This window comes from Sporosarcina beigongshangi (assembly GCF_033485195.1).
Lineage (GTDB): Bacteria > Bacillota > Bacilli > Bacillales_A > Planococcaceae > Sporosarcina > Sporosarcina beigongshangi.
Genome location: NZ_JAWLIR010000037.1, coordinates 12,719 through 32,559 on the forward strand (window position 1 = coordinate 12,719; position 19,841 = coordinate 32,559).

The 19,841-nt window shown below is 40.5% G+C and carries 14 protein-coding genes; 11 read left to right on the top strand and 3 right to left on the bottom strand.

What is annotated here, in order from left to right; genetic code table 11:
• The first annotated feature begins 136 nt into the window (after positions 1 to 136).
• The 4 genes from R2B77_RS14765 (at position 137) to R2B77_RS14780 (ending at position 8,388) form a co-directional block, all read left to right on the top strand.
• On the top strand, positions 137 to 751 hold the full coding sequence (locus R2B77_RS14765) for an NUDIX hydrolase (RefSeq protein ID WP_203248920.1): 615 nt from the start codon (positions 137 to 139) through the stop codon (positions 749 to 751).
• Positions 752 to 766: 15 nt separating this feature from the next.
• Complete coding sequence (gene manA, locus R2B77_RS14770) at positions 767 to 1,720, top strand: mannose-6-phosphate isomerase, class I (RefSeq protein WP_203248919.1); 954 nt, start codon at positions 767 to 769, stop codon at positions 1,718 to 1,720.
• A 127-nt stretch (positions 1,721 to 1,847) separates the two neighbouring features.
• On the top strand, positions 1,848 to 3,521 hold the full coding sequence (locus R2B77_RS14775; RefSeq protein ID WP_212391862.1) for a ribonuclease J: 1,674 nt from the start codon (positions 1,848 to 1,850) through the stop codon (positions 3,519 to 3,521).
• A gap of 337 nt (positions 3,522 to 3,858) precedes the next feature.
• Positions 3,859 to 8,388, top strand: a complete 4,530-nt coding sequence (locus R2B77_RS14780) for an endonuclease (RefSeq protein ID WP_203248918.1) — start codon at positions 3,859 to 3,861, stop codon at positions 8,386 to 8,388.
• 1,105 nt (positions 8,389 to 9,493) lie between these two features.
• Here R2B77_RS14780 and R2B77_RS14785 read toward each other — a convergent pair.
• Positions 9,494 to 10,714, bottom strand: coding sequence for an MFS transporter (locus R2B77_RS14785; RefSeq protein WP_203248917.1), 1,221 nt, complete (start codon positions 10,712 to 10,714; stop codon positions 9,494 to 9,496).
• A 237-nt stretch (positions 10,715 to 10,951) separates the two neighbouring features.
• Here R2B77_RS14785 and R2B77_RS14790 point away from each other — a divergent pair, with 237 nt between their 5' ends.
• The 6 genes from R2B77_RS14790 to R2B77_RS14815 all read left to right on the top strand — a co-directional run bounded on the left by R2B77_RS14790 (position 10,952) and on the right by R2B77_RS14815 (position 14,174).
• Positions 10,952 to 12,043: a metallophosphoesterase gene (locus R2B77_RS14790; RefSeq protein ID WP_203248916.1), complete on the top strand. Its 1,092-nt coding sequence runs from the start codon at positions 10,952 to 10,954 to the stop codon at positions 12,041 to 12,043.
• Between the two features lie 261 nt (positions 12,044 to 12,304).
• Positions 12,305 to 12,628 carry a nucleotidyltransferase family protein gene (locus tag R2B77_RS14795; RefSeq protein ID WP_203248915.1) on the top strand — a complete coding sequence of 108 codons (324 nt, stop codon included), beginning with the start codon at positions 12,305 to 12,307 and terminating at the stop codon, positions 12,626 to 12,628.
• Positions 12,604 to 12,996: an HI0074 family nucleotidyltransferase substrate-binding subunit gene (locus tag R2B77_RS14800; protein WP_203248914.1), complete on the top strand. Its 393-nt coding sequence runs from the start codon at positions 12,604 to 12,606 to the stop codon at positions 12,994 to 12,996. The genes R2B77_RS14795 and R2B77_RS14800 overlap by 25 nt, the downstream gene beginning before the upstream one ends.
• Before the next feature lie 72 nt (positions 12,997 to 13,068).
• Positions 13,069 to 13,764: a pseudouridine synthase gene (locus tag R2B77_RS14805; RefSeq protein WP_203248913.1), complete on the top strand. Its 696-nt coding sequence runs from the start codon at positions 13,069 to 13,071 to the stop codon at positions 13,762 to 13,764.
• A gap of 75 nt (positions 13,765 to 13,839) precedes the next feature.
• On the top strand, positions 13,840 to 13,974 hold the full coding sequence (gene sspL, locus R2B77_RS14810) for a small, acid-soluble spore protein L (protein WP_203248912.1): 135 nt from the start codon (positions 13,840 to 13,842) through the stop codon (positions 13,972 to 13,974).
• A 62-nt stretch (positions 13,975 to 14,036) separates the two neighbouring features.
• Positions 14,037 to 14,174 carry a YfhE family protein gene (locus tag R2B77_RS14815; protein ID WP_203248911.1) on the top strand — a complete coding sequence of 46 codons (138 nt, stop codon included), beginning with the start codon at positions 14,037 to 14,039 and terminating at the stop codon, positions 14,172 to 14,174.
• Between the two features lie 54 nt (positions 14,175 to 14,228).
• Here the strand turns inward: R2B77_RS14815 and R2B77_RS14820 are convergent, their stop codons facing one another.
• Complete coding sequence (locus tag R2B77_RS14820) at positions 14,229 to 14,630, bottom strand: DUF4395 domain-containing protein (RefSeq protein ID WP_203248910.1); 402 nt, start codon at positions 14,628 to 14,630, stop codon at positions 14,229 to 14,231.
• A gap of 505 nt (positions 14,631 to 15,135) precedes the next feature.
• Positions 15,136 to 15,783: a hypothetical protein gene (locus R2B77_RS14825; protein ID WP_203248909.1), complete on the bottom strand. Its 648-nt coding sequence runs from the start codon at positions 15,781 to 15,783 to the stop codon at positions 15,136 to 15,138.
• A gap of 201 nt (positions 15,784 to 15,984) precedes the next feature.
• On the opposite strand from R2B77_RS14825, the gene R2B77_RS14830 reads away from it, so the two are divergent.
• Positions 15,985 to 19,836 (top strand): DEAD/DEAH box helicase, encoded by a 3,852-nt coding sequence (locus R2B77_RS14830; protein ID WP_203248908.1) that lies wholly within the window; start codon positions 15,985 to 15,987, stop codon positions 19,834 to 19,836.
• The last annotated feature ends 5 nt before the right edge of the window (positions 19,837 to 19,841 follow it).

Consider the following 19,841-nt stretch of genomic DNA (forward strand, 5'->3'; position numbering starts at 1 on the left):
CTTTATATGAAATAAGTAATTATGAAATTGATTCACTCGAGTGGTGATAGAAATAGTAATAATAATAATCCTTTCTTCATCTATCAGTTAAGTGATAGGATAATAGGAGTACAACCGTTAAAGTGAGGGGATTTCTGTGTTCCTAGATAAACTGAAGCAGTTAAAAGAAAATCAATTTCATTTTATTGGGGAGGAAACAGCCTTTCGTTCGGCTGTGATCATCCCATTAGTGCAAGTAGATGGAGAATGGCATGTCCTTTTCGAAGTTCGTTCATTCACGATGCGAAGACAGCCAGGGGATATTAGTTTTCCGGGCGGTCGAATCGACGTCGCAGACCCAACACCATTGGCGGCGGCATTGCGAGAAACGCATGAAGAGTTAGGTGTCGATCCAAAAACGGTTACAGTCATTAGACAATTAAGTCCGTATATTGCTTCGCCTGCATTTGTTGTGTACCCATTTGTAGCAACCATTGACTACAGTGAGATTATTCATTCTTACAACACTGAAGAAGTGGAAGAGGTATTTACTGTACCGATTCAATGGCTTTTGAATTATGAACCGTATATGCATGTCGTTGCTGTTCAAGCAACGCCCGCATCGAACTTTCCTTTCGATAAAATCGCAAATGGTGCCCAGTATCAATGGAGAAGCATTGGCATGGAAGAGTGGTTTTTTGACTATGAGCAGTATACCATCTGGGGGTTAACCGCTAGGATCTTAAAGCATTTTATTGACATTATAAAATAAATGGAGGAATTCAAGATGTATCAAGAACCCATTTTTTTAAAACCAGTATTTCAAGAACGTATTTGGGGTGGAGATAAACTGCAAACATTGTTTGGCTATGCCATTCCAAATGAATTAACGGGTGAGGCGTGGGTGATTTCAGCTCATAAAAATGGTCCATCTATGATCCTCAATGGTCCGTTACAGGGGCAAAACTTAGCGCAGGCATGGCAAGAACACCCATCATTATTTGGTAAAGAAATGACGGATGGTGACTTTCCCTTATTAGTGAAAATATTGGATGCAAATGATAATTTGTCTGTACAAGTTCACCCGAACGATGCGTATGCTAGAAAAGTAGAAAATGAACCGTATGGCAAGACGGAATGCTGGTATGTGTTAGATTGTGAGCCAGACAGTGAAATTATTTTTGGCCATCGTGCCGACACGCAAGAAGATTTTAAGAGTCGCGTAGATGCAGGGGAGTGGACTGATTTACTCAAAAGCGTTCCCGTGAAAAAAGGAGATTTCTTTTATGTTCCAAGTGGAACGATTCATGCGATTGGTAAGGGGATTGTTATTCTAGAAATCCAACAAAGCTCAGATATTACCTACCGCGTCTATGATTATGACCGGAAGGATGCTGAGGGACACGTGCGTGGGCTACATATTCAGCCTGCGATTGAAGTGACCAATTATCCACATATTTCTCAAGCACCCGAAAAAATTGAAGAGAGCATGGATGATTTAGTCATTACACGGCTAGTAAAAGAACAGTATTTTACTGTCTACGATTGGAAGTTGAAGGGTAAGGTAGTGACCCCATTGCAAGCGGATTATTTGTTAGTGAGTATCGTGAATGGTACGGGAGAAATCACTATTGACGGCCGTTCATTCCCACTAAAAAAAGGGGATAACTTTATTTTACCTGCGATGATTAAGAGCTATGAGCTTGAAGGAGATTTAGAAATAGTTGTAGCACATGAATAACAAACGATATTTGAAAAGGAATTAACACATATACGGAATGTGTTAATTCCTTTTCAAATTCAATTTCATAAAAAAATCCTTTACGGGCATACTTTGAGTATTATTTCAAAGTAGGGGGATTTTATAGTTGACTAAAACTGACAATACATTATCCGTTTTTGCATTAGGTGGTATTAATGAAATCGGCAAGAATATGTATGTTTTACAGTATGAGGACGATATTGTGGTGATCGACTGTGGATCTAAGTTTCCTGACGAAAGTCTGTTGGGAATCGATTTGATTATCCAGGATATTTCGTATTTACTACAAAATAAAGATAAAATTCGAGGATTAATCGTTACGCATGGACATGAGGATCATATTGGAGGTATTCCATACTTATTAAAACAAATAAATATACCGGTTTATGCGACGCGATTAACTTTAGGTTTAATTCAGCTTCGTCTAAAGGAGCATGGTCTTCTAAGGACAACCGAGCTAGTCCTAATAACTGCTGATTCTGATTTGGATTTTGGAATGGTGGGAGTAACATTTTTCAAAACAAATCATAGTATTCCTGATTGTCTAGGCATTGTATTTCATACACCTGAGGGAGTAGTTGTCCATACTGGTGATTTTAAATTCGATTTAACACCAGTGAATAATGATTATCCGGATATTCATAAAATGGCTGAAATCGGTCATAAGGGAGTATTACTGTTATTATCGGAGAGCACCAATGCGGAGCGTCCGGGTTTTAATCCGTCTGAACGCCTTGTTGGTGGACATATTGAAGAAGCCTTCCGACAAGCGAGTCGCAAAATATTCATTTCCACTTTCGCTTCGAACGTCCATCGTGTCCAGCAAATCGTAGATGCTGCACAAAAAACAAATCGTAAGTTGGCCTTACTTGGTCGCAGTATGGTGAATGTCGTCGTGGTTGCATCGGAACTCGGCTATTTGAAGATTCCAGAAGGGATGTTAATCGAGAAGAATGAAATTAAGGGGATGGACCCGGAGAAGGTTGCGATACTTTGCACGGGAAGTCAAGGAGAGCCAATGGCTGCTCTATCTCGATTGTCGAGTTCAAATTTTCGGGAGGTAGAAGTCCATCCTGAAGATACAGTCATATTCGCCTCCTCACCAATTCCAGGGAATGAAAAAAGTGTGGCACGCATCATCGATAATTTATTTTCCCTCGGAGCCAAAGTGATTTATGGATCAGGAGCAGTTACAGGTATGCATGTTTCAGGGCATGCCTGTCAGGAAGAACTGAAGCTTATGTTAACCCTCATGAAACCGAAATATTTCATTCCCATTCACGGTGAATTTAGAATGCTGTATCAGCATCGTCTATTAGCCGAATCTGTTGGTGTGCAAAGTGAAAATATTTTCATTATAAATAATGGGGATGTCGTTGATATTACGAGTCAAGCGGCTCGTCAAACAAGGAAAATCCAATCGGGGAATATTTTCGTAGACGGCATGGGTATTGGAGATGTTGGAAATATCATATTACGTGATCGAAAACTGCTATCTGAAGAGGGAATGCTAGTGATTGTCATTACGTTGAATAAAACGGATGGCCAGCTCATTTCTGATCCAGATGCAATAACTCGTGGTTTCGTGTACGGCAGTGATTCGGAAGCCTTGTTGCGTGAGGTTAATGAATTAGTTAGTACAACCATTAACAAGTTGCAAGGTGCCAGTAAAAACCAAAGAATTAATCTTAAACAGCATATAAAAAAGTCAGTTGAAACACTTCTGTATACGCGAACAAAAAGAAGACCGATGATTCTTCCGCTCATTATTGAAATATAAGAGCCTCTTTATATTTTTATCTACCTGTGCAAATTTAATAAAGGAAGAGCAAAATCAGTCATGTGCGCAGATGGCTGATTTTTTGTTTATGATGAATAATCACATCTGCTTTCTGACCTCCTGCAACTAATGACATCCTTCCCTTGCTTAACAAACATGCCAAAAGATTTACAAAATACTTACGAAATATTACAAAAAGTCTCATAGTCTTCATCTATTTGCAGTGATACGATTAATAGAGGATCCTGTTTTATAAAATCTATTGCTAGAAGGGGAGCGATTTTCTCTACTACTGCTGAACTAAAGCTATTTAAAATCAGGAAGGAGAATTCATCCAATGCGTAAAGTAAAATGGAAAAAGCCTTTCAACACCTTTTTGTCGATTAGTTTAGTAGCGAGTTTACTTGTACCATCTTTCCCAGCTGAGTCTAAGGCAGCGACAACCTCCCCGGGCTTACTGATTTCTGAATATGTGGAGGGAAGTAGCTTTAACAAAGCGCTTGAGCTGTATAATGCTTCGGGGGCAACACTAGATTTAAGCGGATATTCGTTGGAGCTCTATGCGAATGGGGCAACGACGGCTACATCTACATTAGCGTTATCGGGTACGTTGGCTAGTGAAGATACGTATGTTTTATACCACAGAGATGCAATCGCTGAACTGAAAAGTAAGGGGCAATTGGAAAACGCCAATGTCATTAATTTCAATGGCGATGATGCGATTGTTCTGAAGAAGTCAGGTGAAGTGGTTGATTCCTTTGGACAAGTCGGGGTGAGAAGTAACTGGGGGACAGATGTTACTTTAGTTCGGAAAGGCTCTGTTACCACGGGCGATTCGAATCCGAATAATGCTTTCAATCGCGATGCTGAGTGGATTGTTTATCCGAAAGATACGTTTGATTATTTAGGGTTTCACGATATGGAAGGTTCGCCTGTAGAGCCCGAGGTACCCGAAGAGCCGATGGATGTAATTTCAATCGCAGATGCGCGTTCGTTGAATCTAGGGGAAACCGTTACAATTAAAGGACTAGTCGCCGCGACCTTGAAAAATACGATTTCTGTGCAAGATGCTACTGGTGGTATTGCGGTGCGTCCTACTAGTTTGAATGCAACAATCGGCGATGAAGTGACGCTAACAGGTACGTTAGCCAATTATCGCGGATTGCTTCAATTGGATAGTGCTACGATTGTGGAGAAAGCCGAAAACGTAGGCACACCATCTGCTAAAGTGATAACGGGTGCTGGCGTAGCGGAGGAAAACGAATCCCAACTCGTCGTTGCACAAAGGATTGAATTGACTGACGTGCAAGCGGGCGCAGGCTGGGCAAATTACACAGCGACTGACGGCACAACAGAATTTATCGTCCGTGATGAAAACAATGAACTTGGATTAGCTGTCGGTACCACATACGAATCGATTGTAGGCATTGTGCAGCAATTTGATGAGGATTATCAACTCATTCCACGCTCATCGCAAGATATTGTAGTGGACAGTTCAATTGTACAGCCTGTTTCCGCGAATCCAGCAGGCGGAACGTTTGTAGGTAGCACGACAGTCACTTTGTCGACAACTACTGCGAACGCGGAAATTTTCTACACATTGGATGGAACTGATCCAATTGAAAACGGTATACCTTACAAAGCGTCGATTCAAATCATAGCAGATACAACACTTAAAGCAGTTGTGAAAACGAATGACGGACAAGTAAGTGATGTGAAAACTTTTGCTTATTTAATAACTGAAAGTCTTCAAATTCATGATATCCAAGGGGAAGGGCATGCCTCCCCATTTGACAATCAAACAATTGAAGGAATCGAAGGGGTCGTCACGTATTCATTTACGCTAAGCGGCTCGACGTATTATCATATCCAAACGCCTGATGCTTTGATCGATGACAATCCGAATACCTCGGAAGGGATTATCCTTTACAGTGGGCGAAATGCTTGGCCGATTCAAGTGGGGGATTTAGTTTCCGTCACGGGGAAAGTGAGCGAATATGCCATTGACGGCTTTGCGGACCGTCAACAGACAGACATGAAGGTGACGCAAATCAATGTCCGTGATGATCAAGGCGGAAAGGTTACCGTCCTTCAGAGAGGCGTGACATTACCTGAACCAATCCTCATCGATGAAAATAATGTGCCAACTGAACATATTGATAGTGATAAATTAAGTGAATTTAATCCGGAAGTCGATGCCATTGATTTTTGGGAGAGCTTAGAAGGTATGCGCGTCAAAGTGGGGAATGTGAAGGCTGTATCTCCACAAGAGCATGGTGATTTGATTACAGTACTTGAATCTGCGAGGACGAACACATTGCATGGTGGTCTATTGCTAGAACAAGATAACCAAAATGCGAATCGTGTGCAGTTCCGTTTAGAGCCGAACGCTCCAGCTCGAGATTTCGAGGTGGCAACAGGTGATACATTCAAGGGTCCGATTACAGGAGTAGTCGGTTATTCATTCCAGAACTATAAAATCTATGTGTCATTAGATGAAATGCAGAGGGCACATGTAAAAGGCAATGCAACACCCGAGAAAACAACGATTGTTAAAAAGGATGATAAGTTGACGATTGCTTCGTACAACTTGGAAAACTTCTCAAACAATACAAAGTCTTCGTCAGCTGACAAAGCACGTAAGTTAGCGAGAGCGTTTGCCCAAGATATGCAAAGTCCCGATATTGTAGGTGTGACGGAAGTCCAAGACAATAATGGTGAAGATGCTGGCGATTCCAAGGCAAATGAAAGCTATGATCGTTTGATTGCTGAAATTGTAAAAGCAGGCGGTGTGCACTATGAGTATGTAAATATCGACCCTGTGAACAATCAAGACGGCGGAGCGCCGAATGCGAATATCCGTGTCGGATTCCTGTATAATCCGCAACGCGTGACGTTAACGGAAGGGATCCCGCAAGGAGATGCAACAACGGCTGTTGGTTATGAAAATGGAAAGCTATCACATAATCCAGGACGTATCGATCCAAACAATTCGGCATTTAATAGTAGCCGTAAACCATTGGCAGCACAATTCGATTTCCAAGGCGAAAGTGTGATTGTTATTGCGAACCATTGGAATTCGAAATCAGGCGATACGCCATTATTCGGTTCGACACAACCACCTGTATATGGTAGTGAGGTCCAGCGTCATAAAATCGCGGCAATCGTCTATGATTTTATTGCAGATGTGAAAATGAAAAATCCAGAAGCGAATGTCGTCTCTGTAGGTGACTTCAACGACTTCCAGTTTTCCGACAGCTTGAAGATTCACGAGGGCGATCTCATGACGAATATGATCAACCACGTGGAAACTGCAGATCGTTACACATATTTGTACCAAGGGAATTCACAAGTGTTAGATCACATATTAGTGTCCAATCACTTAGTCGATCAAGCGGAAATCGACATTCTTCATATCAATGCGGACTTTACAGACATGGCTGGTCGTGCAAGCGACCATGATCCGGTCCTTGTCCAAATCGGATTTGAAGCACCTGTCGTTTGGGAACCGATCCCAGTGAAAAAAGTGTATGATTTAGTTAATTATCAAAAGAAGAAGTTGAACATTGCTGAACCGACTGTTGCTGTGAAGATGGATGCGAATTCTCACTTGACGGAAGGCGTTCTGTTGAAAGGCGATTATGCGGAACTAAGCGGTGAAGGCTTCAAGACGAATAAAGTAATCCTTCAGCCGAAGAAAAAAGGGTTAATCGTTGATATGAAAGGCACCGTCATGGGCGATGTCATTGTTGATGGTCCGCATGAGCTTCAAATTCGAGGCGCTGAAAATATTCAAAAAATCGAATTTATCAATGGTGCCAAATCGGATGCAATCGAGTTTTACAGTTCAAATGGGAAACGAATCGGTGTTCCTACGGTAAAGGAAAACAAAGCACCTGTCGTAACAAAAGCAATCTCGAATAAAACAGTGAAGGAAGGGGAGACCGTCTCAGTCCATTTGGCTGAGCACTTCTCTGATCCGGATGGAGATCAGCTGACGTACACCGCGACAAAGGGCACGATTCATCCAACTACCGGCGTTCTGACACTTACGCTTGAAGAAGGAAGCCACATTGTCGGTGTCACGGCAACCGACGGTAAAAAAACGGTCACAACAAGCTTCACTGTCAATGTAACAGCAGCAGAAATTCCTGCTGACGGCTATTACAAAAATGCAATCGGCAAAGAAGGGCAGCAGTTGAAAGCCGCTCTTCATGAAATTATTTCAGATCACAAGCAACTTTCCTATGCTGAAGTATGGGATGCGTTGAAGAAAACCGATGAAGATCCGAACAATCCAGACAATGTCATTTTGTTTTATTCCGGAGACTCGCGCTCTAAATCCCGTAATGGCGGCAACGTAGGCGACTGGAACCGCGAACACACGTGGGCAAAATCGCATGGTGACTTCGGCACAAGTAAAGGACCAGGCACCGATATCCATCACCTACGTCCGACAGATGTCCAAGTGAATAGCGCCAGAGGAAACTTGGATTTTGATAACGGAGGCAGTGCTGTCAAAGGATGTGACGGATGCTTCAAAACAGCGAACTCTTGGGAGCCGCCCGATCGAGTGAAAGGCGATGTCGCCAGAATCCTGTTTTACATGGCAATACGCTATGAGCAAGGCGACAGTGTAGATCTTGAATTAAATGAAAAGCTCAACAACGGTTCTGCACCCTATCACGGAAAGCTCTCCGTTCTTTTAGAATGGCATATGCAGGATCCCGTTGATGAATTCGAACGAAATCGAAATAATGCCATCCAGGAATGGCAAGGAAACCGTAATCCGTTCATTGACCACCCGGAATGGGTAGAACTAATTTGGGGATCGGTTGGAGCGAATGATTTGAGGATTGCATCTTAAACATTGGATTAGGCATCTATTGCCCTTCAAAATAAGAACTATGCTTAGATGGGATGACTAAATAAATATAGTGAAGGATGCCAGCGTCTATAACAATTCGAAAAGCAAAGAGACGCTGGTATACTTCATTCTCGTATCGAATATGTTTCAAACTTCATCCATAAACTAGAGGTAAAAGCTAATAGAAAGGATGAAGCATTGAAGCGAGTATTATTATACGGTGTAGCCATCTTAGTTGGACTCATTCTCGGTATACTAGTAACCTATTTCATGAGTTGAATAAATGCATGTCTGTTGATTAACTATTTACTTGCATAAATCACAGGTAAATAAAGGCTTAAAAATCACTTTTTTCACTAAATCGCTTCCGGTTCGCTCTCGGTTAACTATTCACGACATCATTACCAAGGAGGTTAATGTATCTAGAAATGACGAAGTCATTTCTAGATACATTATTTTCGGTCATCCTGTTGTGAATAGTTGCCTGTCGCGTACCTACACTGTTTAAGGGGAAAATGCAATTGTTTAGGAAGAAAAGAATAGATGACTTTCTATAGAGTCTGTAAGTGCCCGAAGATAAAATTTCGGGCACTCTTGCACGTTGTACAAGGTATTCTCACTTTACTTTTAGCAAGTTTTATCAGAAATTGACACTACCTAAAATAACAGTGGAAAAGACCATGGTAAAAGCTTTAGCCGCCAAAATTGTATCTTTGGCGGCCCTCTCCAGTTAAGAAACCCTCTGTTCCCTCGTCCTCAAAAGCATTAGCACTTTGTGTATCTGCGTTTTTGTAGAGTGACGGATGAACGACCACCATACGATTACCGAAGAAATGTATAGGGGTGCGACGTAGTCGCATCCCTATACATAAAATATCACGGCTATTGTATAGAAGTCGTTCAATCCAGAGCGAGACAAAAAGAAAAATTTACACAGAGTACCTAGTTTTTGATTAAGTTATTTTTTGGTTAATCAACAGATGTGGAATAAATGGTAAGTAAAAAGAGCAAAGTCGTAATTGACCTTGCTCTTTTTTTCATTTCATCATGAGTTTATTCAGTTAAGAAAATGGTCATCATTGTATATCGTACAGCCGGCTTAATCCTATAATTTAATCGACACTTTAGAATCCCTCGCGTATCGAATATATACAATAAAAAATAGGACGGCACTGAGGAAACGTAATCCGGAATTAATGGTCATCGCTATTTCAACACCCCACATTTCTAGCAACCAAATCCCAATTTGTGGTGCAATAAAAGCCATTACTGCAAGTAAGACATTATAGGTTGTAATGCAATACGTCCGTGTGGCTTCTGGCGATTGTTCGAGTAGTAAATTGAATAATATGAGCACAGTGCCTGATAAGAAAAAGCCTGAAGTCGTTTGGACAAGTGTTAAATAATACAAGTTTGTAGACAATATCGTCAAGAAGGGTGTCGTTGCCATACCAATAGCTGCCCACACGAAAACTTGGATATTGGATCTTTGTTCCGCCCATTTCTTCCATAGTGGGAAAGTCAAAATTTGCATGAGCATACTCCCTACGGAAAACATGCTGATCCAAAAAATCGTTGCGCCAACAATGCGGACATGGTAAATATTAAAAATACCCCATGCCATTTGCCACGTGAAATTGAAGAAAAGAGCAGCGATTAAAAAGGATACATAGCGAGAATGCTGAAAAATAGACCAATCCATCGCTTTCTTTTTTGCAATCGGCTCATCTACTTTCAATGGCGCTTCCTCATGCTTCATCAATAAAAAGACTTCTAGTAATCCGAAACAAAATGCAATGGCAAATAAAATTTGATAGGCAATGACATTGTCGGATGCATCCTTCATCAAAATCCCGATCAACAGCGTTGAAATAAGACCAACGATTGTGAGCATTCTATTGCGATCACTAAAAAAAGCGCCTCGCCTGGAGTCACTAACTAAGCCACCAATCAGCGTTTGCCAGCCGACATTTGCGACGGTATTGGGCATACTCATCAGGGCAATCACAACAAGAAAAGCCCAGGCTTGAAGCGATGCAGAAGGTAAATAAACAAGCGTAATAATTAATAAAAACATCAAACGCGCGAGCAATACCGACATTGCAACGAGCTTTTTTTGCGCGTGCGCTTTGTTCAATAAAATAGCAGCCGGAATTGTCATAAGCAATGCCATCAGTGGGGGAAGGGAGCTGATAAGCCCAACCTGGTAATTTGTTGCGCCTAAAATGGTAATGGCAAAAATCGGGAAGAAGTTATTCGAAAAGTTTAATGCAATGGTTGACGCCATTCCGTGATAAATACTGATTCTCTCATTATAAGTCCGCATATGATCTCCACACTCTTCATAATTTTATCTTATGTATTGAATTATAGTCTTGAATGGATAGAAAACAAGTACTTAGAGACACGAAATTTTTTGCGAGATACACATAGTTGCGAGTGTCTCGGATTACTGGATACTCTGTATATTCAATTTTGTTAGACTTATTATGTATTAATGGGATAAAATGAAAGTGCTAATAGTTAACCTAGAAATTTGCAATACTACCCAGGGGATGATCTTTTGATTGAAGTAAAATACTTAGATTTAGATAAAACAAAACGTTCGATTGTGATTTCAGATATTCATGCAAATTTACAGCTTTTTAAGAGATTACTAGACAAATTACAATATACACCTGAAGACTATCTATTCATTAATGGAGATTTGTGCGAAAAAGGATCTACGAGTTTAGAAGTAATTGACTATGTGCGTAGCATGTCCGAAAAATCGACTAATGTCTTTATTACAAAAGGAAATTGTGATGTTGTATTTAGGCATGTATACAGTGGAGATGAAGGAATTATTTCATATATGAACAGACGAAAGGATTCTGTTTTAAATGAGATGCTTTCGCGATATGCCAAATCTCTTGATGATTTCCCTGACTTAGAAGCGTTAGCACTTTTCTACAGACAACATTTTTCAGAGGTACTGGATTGGCTTGAGGCACTCCCGATTGCATTTGAAACTGATGATTTTATTATCATTCATGCAGGAATTGAAAATAGGAAAGACTGGAAGTTAACGGATGAACAATTTGCTTTATCTGTGCCAGCATTTTATGAAAAAGGGCATCAGGAAAATAAAGCAGTCATTGTAGGACATTGGCCAGTCGTTAATTATAGAGCTAAACAAATTAGTTCACATAATCCGTTAATTGATCTAGAAAAAAATGTGATTGCATTAGATGGGGGAAACCAAATAAAAGTAGAGGGTCAGCTTAATGCTTTAATTATTGAAAATGACACCTATTCATTTACATATGTTGACGAGTTAACGCATGAAATGATAGTGCAAAATGATCATGTGGATTCAACGAAAAGAGTTGGAACCGTTACCTATCCGAACTACCAAATGACAATCATAAAACAAGAAGAGTTCTTTACACTTTGCGAAAATAGTCAACTTGGTATTCAACAATGGATCAAAAACGAATATCTAGTTATTGAAGATAAGCAACCACACTGCAAGGATGACCTAAGTACAACCTTTTTATCGGTAAAAAAAGGGGAGAATGTGTTTATCGTCGATGACACATGCGAAGGCTATACGCTTATTAAGAGAGCTAACGGAGAGATAGGATGGATTCCAACACGTTGTTTGGGCTCTTGAATTGGAAATCATTTTATTCGAAATGAAAGGCGATGATGATCTTTTGTTAACATTGCGGCGGAAGAAGAAAAGGAAGAACGATAATGAACCCTATTCAATAGTAGATTTCTTTTTTGATATTGTATTTTGGATACCCGAATTATTATTTTTGCCATTTCGCTTATTGTTTTATGGTGCAAGGGGAATCGTACGTTGGATTGACGATTTTTGATGTTCCAATGAGGAACTATGCTATGATAAATGAAAAGGGAGAGGAAAAGAATGGCTACACATCTGGAGTTACGAGGACAAATTTTGAACGAATTGAAAAATATTATCAATCAAACTTTGTTCAATGAAGATGTGAAAGTATACTTGTTTGGTTCATGGGCTAGAAATGAAGAAAAGCAAAGCTCAGACATCGATATAGCTGTGGAATCTTATTATCAGCTTTCCCCTTCTAAGTGGTTGGAGTTACATGATTGGATTGAAGAATCCATTATTCCATACAATGTAGATATTGTTAATCTTGAAGACGCAAGTTCGGCTTTAATTCAAAATGTGAAAAGTGAGGGAGTCGTTTGGAAAGACTACAAGAACGAATAGTATCTGCCAAAAAAGTATTAGCTTCCTTTCAGAAACTTGTTATGATTGAACAACCGAACGATGTAGAACGAGATGCGCTAATTCAACGATTTGAATTCACATTTGAGGCATCTTGGAAAGCCGCCAAACAATATTTGTATGATATGGAGGGCATTGATATTGGCTCACCAAAAGGTGTCATTCGAAGCTGTCGGGAAATAACGCTATTTGATGATGAAGAAACGATTCTTGCATTACAAATGGTGAACGATAGAAACCTAACTGTACATACATATAATGAGGAAGTAGCGATTAAAATCCACATGAATATCAAAACGTATTTTCCATTATTATCGAATTGGATTTTACGAATAGAGAAAAGAATATAGTAAATCAAGCCACTACACCAAATGTAAAGGTATAGTGGTTTTATCATTTATGCAATAAATGGAGGAAAAGTTATGCGATTGAATCAATTTATTAGTGCATCGGGATTTTGTTCAAGGCGCAAGGTGGATAAGCTAATTAAAGAGGGAAAAGTAACGGTGAACGGCAACCAAATTTCACTTGGACATGTGATGAGTGAAGGAGATCGCGTTGAGGTGGATGGGCAGCTTATTAAAGCGAAAGTAAATGATGTTTATCTTATGCTCAATAAGCCACCTGGTGTAACTTGTACGGCGGCGAGTGGAATTGAAGGGAATATTATTGACTTTGTTAATTACCCAGAACGTATTTTTCCAGTCGGACGACTTGATAAGCAATCGGAAGGGTTAATTTTACTGACGAATGACGGCAGTATTGTCAATGAGCTGTTAAAGGAAGAAAATGAGCATGAAAAAGATTATATTGTGACGGTCGATAAAAAAATAACAGCTGAATTTATAGAGGATATGGCGAGTGGCGTTGACATTTACAATCCTAGAAAAAAGGGGAATGTTAAAACGAAGCCTTGCCGAGTTGTTCAACTAGATGATTATTGTTTTAAAATTACGTTATCGCAAGGACTAAATCGACAAATTCGTCGTATGTGTCGACGTTTTCAATATACGGTCACGCAGTTGCAGCGTGTGAGAATTAAAGATCTTTCACTTGGTACGTTAGCGCTTGGTGAGTGGCGGCCATTGACGCAAGAAGAAATAGCTAAGTTGAAATAAAAAATAGAAGAGTGTCTTTACTCGATTTGGACATACTACAATGTGAATTGAAATGTCTACATGGAGGTGAAACACATGACGAAAAATAATAATGCTAATAAAGGCAAGAAAGCGATTAGTGTAACACCGCAAGGATATACAGATACGGAATTTGTGGAGTCACCAAAAAGTAAATTAGAAAATGCAGCTAAAAAGAAAAATACTAAATAGGTTTTATCTGCAAAGCGATTGTAGGGCTGAATAGCAAAAAATGCTGAGAGGAGCGTGTATGTATGAGCGAGAAAAAACCTCCACATGTGCAATTAACTACTAAGAATAATGGATTGTCTTCAACGCAAGAAGTACTTTACCAAGAAGAATATAAAAAAGCAGATAAGGTCGCAAAAAACGAAAAGAACAGCACAAAATAGTGAAAAGAACCAAGTCCGAAACGTAGTGAATGGTTTCGGAGCTTGGTTCTTTTCTTATGCTCGGTGACTGCGCCACATCATATAGCGGTAACGAATTGTGCAGCCGATACAATAGCCCATTAAAGCGATGCCGGAAGCTGCGATAACCATGAAGCCAAAAATGAAGGCTATCGTTGGAAGGTTGAATGAAAAGAATAGTAACGATAAACCAATACAAATTGTGGCGATCCATTGGTTGAAAATTTGCTGTGCTTTATCTTCTTGGTGGTACGTATTTGCGGGGTTGCGCAAAAATCGTTTCCCCAGTAATATGATTGGATTTTGTTTTGTTACTAATGTGTAAACGCCTATTAAAAATGGTAGGAGTAGGATGCTTGGATGTATGAAGAGACCTAACAATACAGTCGTTAGGATAAAAGCCTGATTTAATTGGACAAGTGGCTTAGGAATCGTCAAATAAATTCTCCTTTCTCTTTAATATTTATTATACATAGTTGTTTACTAAGAATAAAGAAAAACTTTTTGATTTATTCCGAGTACATGAAAATATATTACTAAATGAATCAATTTCATAACTACTTATTTTGATAAAAAAAGACGAATGATTATATAATTTCTTTTTTAAAAGTTCGCCAATTTGACACTCTACTCTCGTTGATTGAAGCGCAAGTCGGCGACTCCTGCGAAAGCCGTTACGAAGAACGGCTTTTGCGAACAAAAGCGAAGCGTTGAGAGCAGGAGAGCAGATGCCTTAATTTCCGCAAAGAACGCAGAAATACGGCAAATCGAACCCTACGCTGTTCGATTGGCTCAAGCCATGCCCGCGGAAAGCGTCCGACTGAAGCGGAAATCAACCTTGTTCGTATTTTAGGATTGTTAGCAGCTCTATTTTGAAATGGACTCAAATAGTTACCGAATAAAATAAAAACCAGCCTAGTTGAAAAAGGCTGGTTTTTTATCCTCATTTGATTTCAGGAAACGTGATGACTAACGCTCCGTCTATATTGACAACTTCGATAAGCTCGTCATTAAAAAGGTAGGGTGTATCATTGCTATCCTGTGGCGTTATTTTTTCGTATATATTTCTTACAGATAATACGGGAAACGTCACGGGAATGTAGCGACCATTGCTCAGCGTTTTCATATTGCCCATTAAAAATATTTCCTTGCTAGAAGCTGCAAAACTTAAATGTCCGACTTCCTTCTTCAGCGACCCAGATAGCAATGCTACACTTTGCAATAAAGAGATCATACATAAAATGAAATCGTTAATAATTTCATTTGATAGTTTATCAAAACCATAGCTACTGAATAGCGCGTTAAAGCCATTTCGGATTTCTTTAAATGAAAACAGCTCCTCAATCTTTTTCCTGTTCTTTGACTTTTCTAAGTGAGTAATAATTTGCTTGCATTCCTCAAGATAGTCCTTGACGTAGCCTGTGTTATTTTCTCGTTGGAGTAGAAAATCACTTAGCTCTTCCATCACTTTATTGTCATGCACATCGTTTTTAACGGTCATTAAAAAACTAAACAGATCTTTTTCGTCAAAAGTTCTATCTGTAAACTTATTATAATAGTATGTCATTTGCTGCTGTTGTTTTTTATCCAAAATGTCCGCTCCTAGTTGAGTAGTTAATAATCCATTTGTAATCATACCATGCAAGGAATCCAAAATCACGGGACATTCCTCTCGAAATACACTATAATGAGAACATCAGCTTGTATAGACGAAACGATAATAATGCAGAGTCAGTCATCTCATATGTAAAGGGAGGCTGACTTCTGTTCGTTATAGAAAGAAGGCATTCCTGTGACTCGACAATTAACTAAACAACAAGTGTTGCGCTGCGGCCTCGGCATAACAGAGAACGCGCGTAAAGGAATGGCGCAAATTGTAACAGGGGAACATGCTTTTTTTGCGTTACAGGATGCTTTTGACATCTATATTGAAAAACGCCCAAATAATAAACAAGGCAATATGTCCTTTTCATTTTTCTTTGATAACGAAACGAATGAAGTGCTAGCGAAGCGCCTGCAGGGCAAGGTTGTTGTCATGGAATGTGTCTATCAGCATGATGGTTTTTTGGCTACTGGTTTTCATGTGAGAGGTCGGAAAGAGGTCGTCCGCACCAATCGTCGTTTGCCTACCCGGTTGAAGTTCCAACTTGGCCGTAATACGGGGGCTACGATGCCTGTCGACTTGTATACGAGTCTTCGGGAACTACCGATTGCAGAAGAACGCTCTGATTATGTGAAGAAAAGAATTTCTAGCTGGGAAGGCTATTTGCGCATACAAGAACGCAATGCAGATGTTGCAGATGTGACATCGGTTTTTTCGCGTGCCAGTTTTAGTGAGGATTTCAGTAAGCTTCGTCTACTATGCAATGACTTAAACGGCCCCGATTGGCAGGCCATTAAAGGCTTCAGCGCTAAGATGGCAGGGACTTCACAGGATATCGGAAGTGTGCTGAATGCCAATCGTTCAAAAAGTCTAGTCGAGATTGAACTGAATCGTCACTATAGAGAGTTGGCACGGCAACATAAGTGGCAGCCACAATCATTTAAGGAAGTAACATTTAGTAACTTTTTGGAATTAAGTCAAGTGAGACGACTGCGCAAAGGCTTTAAGGATTTGCAGGATGGACTGGCTGCCAACGCCAATTTGGAAAAGGTTTTATTTGAAGAGCGACCAACTGTCCGTATCGCAAAGCAACAGCAGCAGCTTGAATTTCATAATGAATTAAATAAATTTCAAAGGGAAGCTGTCACTGGGGCTATGACCTCGCATGATTTATATGTGATTCAGGGGCCTCCTGGAACAGGGAAAACAACCGTGATTTCTGAAATTTGTCATCAAAATGTCAAGGCTGGGCTCCGCACATTGGTCGCCTCACAAGCGAATTTAGCCGTCGATAATGCACTTGGTCGCTTATTGTCGCACCAAGACATTCGGATTTTACGCTATGGTAGAACTGAAAGTATAGAAGAAGAAGGCAAGAAGTTCATCGAAGAAAACGTGGCACTTAATTGGAAAAACCAGACCTTGGCTGCGGTCAATGAACAACTGCGTGCGCATAGCGAAAGGGAAGCGCAGCTGATAGAGGATATCGAACATGGCGAGGTCGAACAAGCGGAATTGCAAAAGCAATTAGTTGCGCTATCGGAAAAGATACGGGTGAAGCAGGTAGCTGAAGTTGAACAGCTTACACTTACTGATCAGATTAACGAGCAGGCAACAAGGACGGATGTTATTACAACAGAGCGTGAAGGCTTGTTACAACGTCAATCCACATTGCAAACCTTAAGTGACGAGGTAGCGACTGAAATCGGGCGGCTGGAGCTACATTTGCAATCACAACGCAGTGGGATGCAATCTACTGAACAAATCGACAAGTTACAACAACGACTAGTGAAGCTACGTGGTGACATCGACTATCGGCAAACGGTGCAAAAAATTGATGAAACCGAGCAGTCACTTGCGGTGGCTCAACAAGAGCTTGCGGTGAAGCGCCAAAAAATAGACGATCTCCAGCATTTGGTCAATGAACTCGAAGGGGTCATGGAGCTAGATCTGTTAGAAAAACGGTTAGCTGAGGCAGGGGGGAGCTTGCCATCCGGAACCAAGCCAAAAATAACTGATTTAAATCGATTGCTTGGCGATATCGCTGCGAGTCAATCGATTGATGGCTATGCAGAATGGACGGAACTGGCAGCAAGGCTAGCTACTGCCATTCAGATGCTGGAAGAATTATTGAGAGAACATGGATTTTTGAAGCATTCAGGTGAGAAAACAGTTCGTCGTTCGTACACAACAGTAGCAGAAATCAATGGGTTGGTTGATAATATCGCGCGCTTCCTTGTCGCATCGACGACAAAGCAGAGCCTAGCAATTAAAAGCTATTCAGCTGAAAAGTATGAAAACCTTGAAAAAATTGCGATTGCTCTACATATGTTGCGTCACCAAAAAAGCTTCACCGCAATGCAATTGGCAGGCTTTGAAAAGCAAAATGGGCTACTTAGTCAATCGAAAACGTTATTTACTGCTATTCGTCAGGAAGTAATTTATTCTTTGCAGCAAACGGTTGAAACAACTGAACAAAATTCAGTGGTCATACGACAGCAATGTGACACTCTTCAACTAGAGCTAACGAATCTGCGGCAAACGAGCTTGAAACTGTTGGAGCAGCTTGGTACTGTCGATGAAACAACCATGTTGAGTGACATGACTGCACAATTGGCTGACATAGAACAAGTATATGCTGCTTACCAACAAACGAAGGCATCATTAGAAACCATCGAATCTGAGCTAAAGCAGCAACTGACTGTGGCGCGGTTAACTACCGAAGAACAGGCAAGCAATGCTTCGGCGTTACAAGCATTAGCAGAAGAGCAACTCAGCTTAGGTGAAAAAATAGTGGCATTGCAACAGCGACTGGCCGTGTTAGCAGACATCTTGATGGAGCAGCCAGAGGTTGAGCAGCGCCAAGTCGTTGCTATCCTAGAAGCATTACAGGAAGAATTAAAGGATTTGACAAAAGAACAACGCCGTCTGCCAATTACGCAAACGCTGCAACGACAATGGCTATCCTTGCTGACAGAAGCAAATGACTATGATTTAGATGAAATCCGAAAACTGTATGTCAAACACGCCAATGTCATTGGTACAACCTGCGTGGCATCAGCTAGACGTGACTTCATGGAAGAATACCCAACCTTCGATGTCGTCATTATTGACGAAGTGTCAAAAGCAACACCTCCTGAATTGTTATTGCCGATGTTAAAAGGCAAAAAGATTATTTTAGTGGGGGACCATCATCAGCTTCCGCCACTTGTTGGTCAAGAAACGCTTGAGGAATTTCTCGAGGAAATCGATGTTCAGGAAGATAAGAAGGAATTTGAAAAATTGCTGAATGAATCGTTATTCGAGCGTCTTTTTAGAACATTGCCGAAGCAAAATAAGACGATGCTTGGCATCCAGTATCGCATGCATGAGAGCATTATGCAGACGATTACACCTTTTTATGAAGAAGGGGATTACCGTTTGCAATGTGGACTGACAGATTCTGATACGGTACGTGATCATATGATTGATTCTCCTTATATTAAACGGAAAGACCATCTTCTTTGGTTTGATATGCCCAATAAACCGGCGTATTTTGAGGAGAAGGTGAAGGGCGGAACAAGTCGGTTTAACGAGGCGGAGTTGACGATGGTCAAAAATCTGCTCGTCGATTTGGAACAAGCTACCGCTAAAGTTAAAAATGAAGGCAAGATGAAGCCAGAAGACAAAAAAAGTGTCGGCGTCATTAGTTTTTACGGGGAACAGGTGAAGCGTATTGATCGCTTAATCCAGCAGGAGTTAGTGCCACAGCATTTGCATTGCCGAACAGGATCCGTAGATAAGTTTCAAGGAATGGAAATGGATATCATTATTTTAAGCTTCGTACGAAATCATGGAGAAAAGGGCGGCGACATCGGGTTTGCACGTGATTACAGAAGACTAAATGTGGCGTTATCGCGAGCGCGTGAACTGCTCATTATTATTGGAAGCTCTGAAATGTTTACCGTGCGAACGAAGCACCCAGGTTCGCGGGAGATGTATGGACGTTTGTTAGAGGATATTCAGAAGAACAATGGCTTTAAACCGTATAAAGAAATATAAAGAGC

What these genes read in the sequence shown, in the direction of transcription:
- R2B77_RS14795 (WP_203248915.1), top strand. Translation starts at nt 12,305, where the DNA reads ATGGCTACACATCTGGAGTTACGAGGACAAATTTTGAACGAATTGAAA.
- R2B77_RS14805 (WP_203248913.1), top strand. Translation starts at nt 13,069, where the DNA reads ATGCGATTGAATCAATTTATTAGTGCATCGGGATTTTGTTCAAGGCGC.
- manA (WP_203248919.1), top strand. Translation starts at nt 767, where the DNA reads ATGTATCAAGAACCCATTTTTTTAAAACCAGTATTTCAAGAACGTATT.
- sspL (WP_203248912.1), top strand. Translation starts at nt 13,840, where the DNA reads ATGACGAAAAATAATAATGCTAATAAAGGCAAGAAAGCGATTAGTGTA.
- R2B77_RS14780 (WP_203248918.1), top strand. Translation starts at nt 3,859, where the DNA reads ATGCGTAAAGTAAAATGGAAAAAGCCTTTCAACACCTTTTTGTCGATT.
- R2B77_RS14785 (WP_203248917.1), bottom strand. Translation starts at nt 10,714, where the DNA reads ATGCGGACTTATAATGAGAGAATCAGTATTTATCACGGAATGGCGTCA.
- R2B77_RS14815 (WP_203248911.1), top strand. Translation starts at nt 14,037, where the DNA reads ATGAGCGAGAAAAAACCTCCACATGTGCAATTAACTACTAAGAATAAT.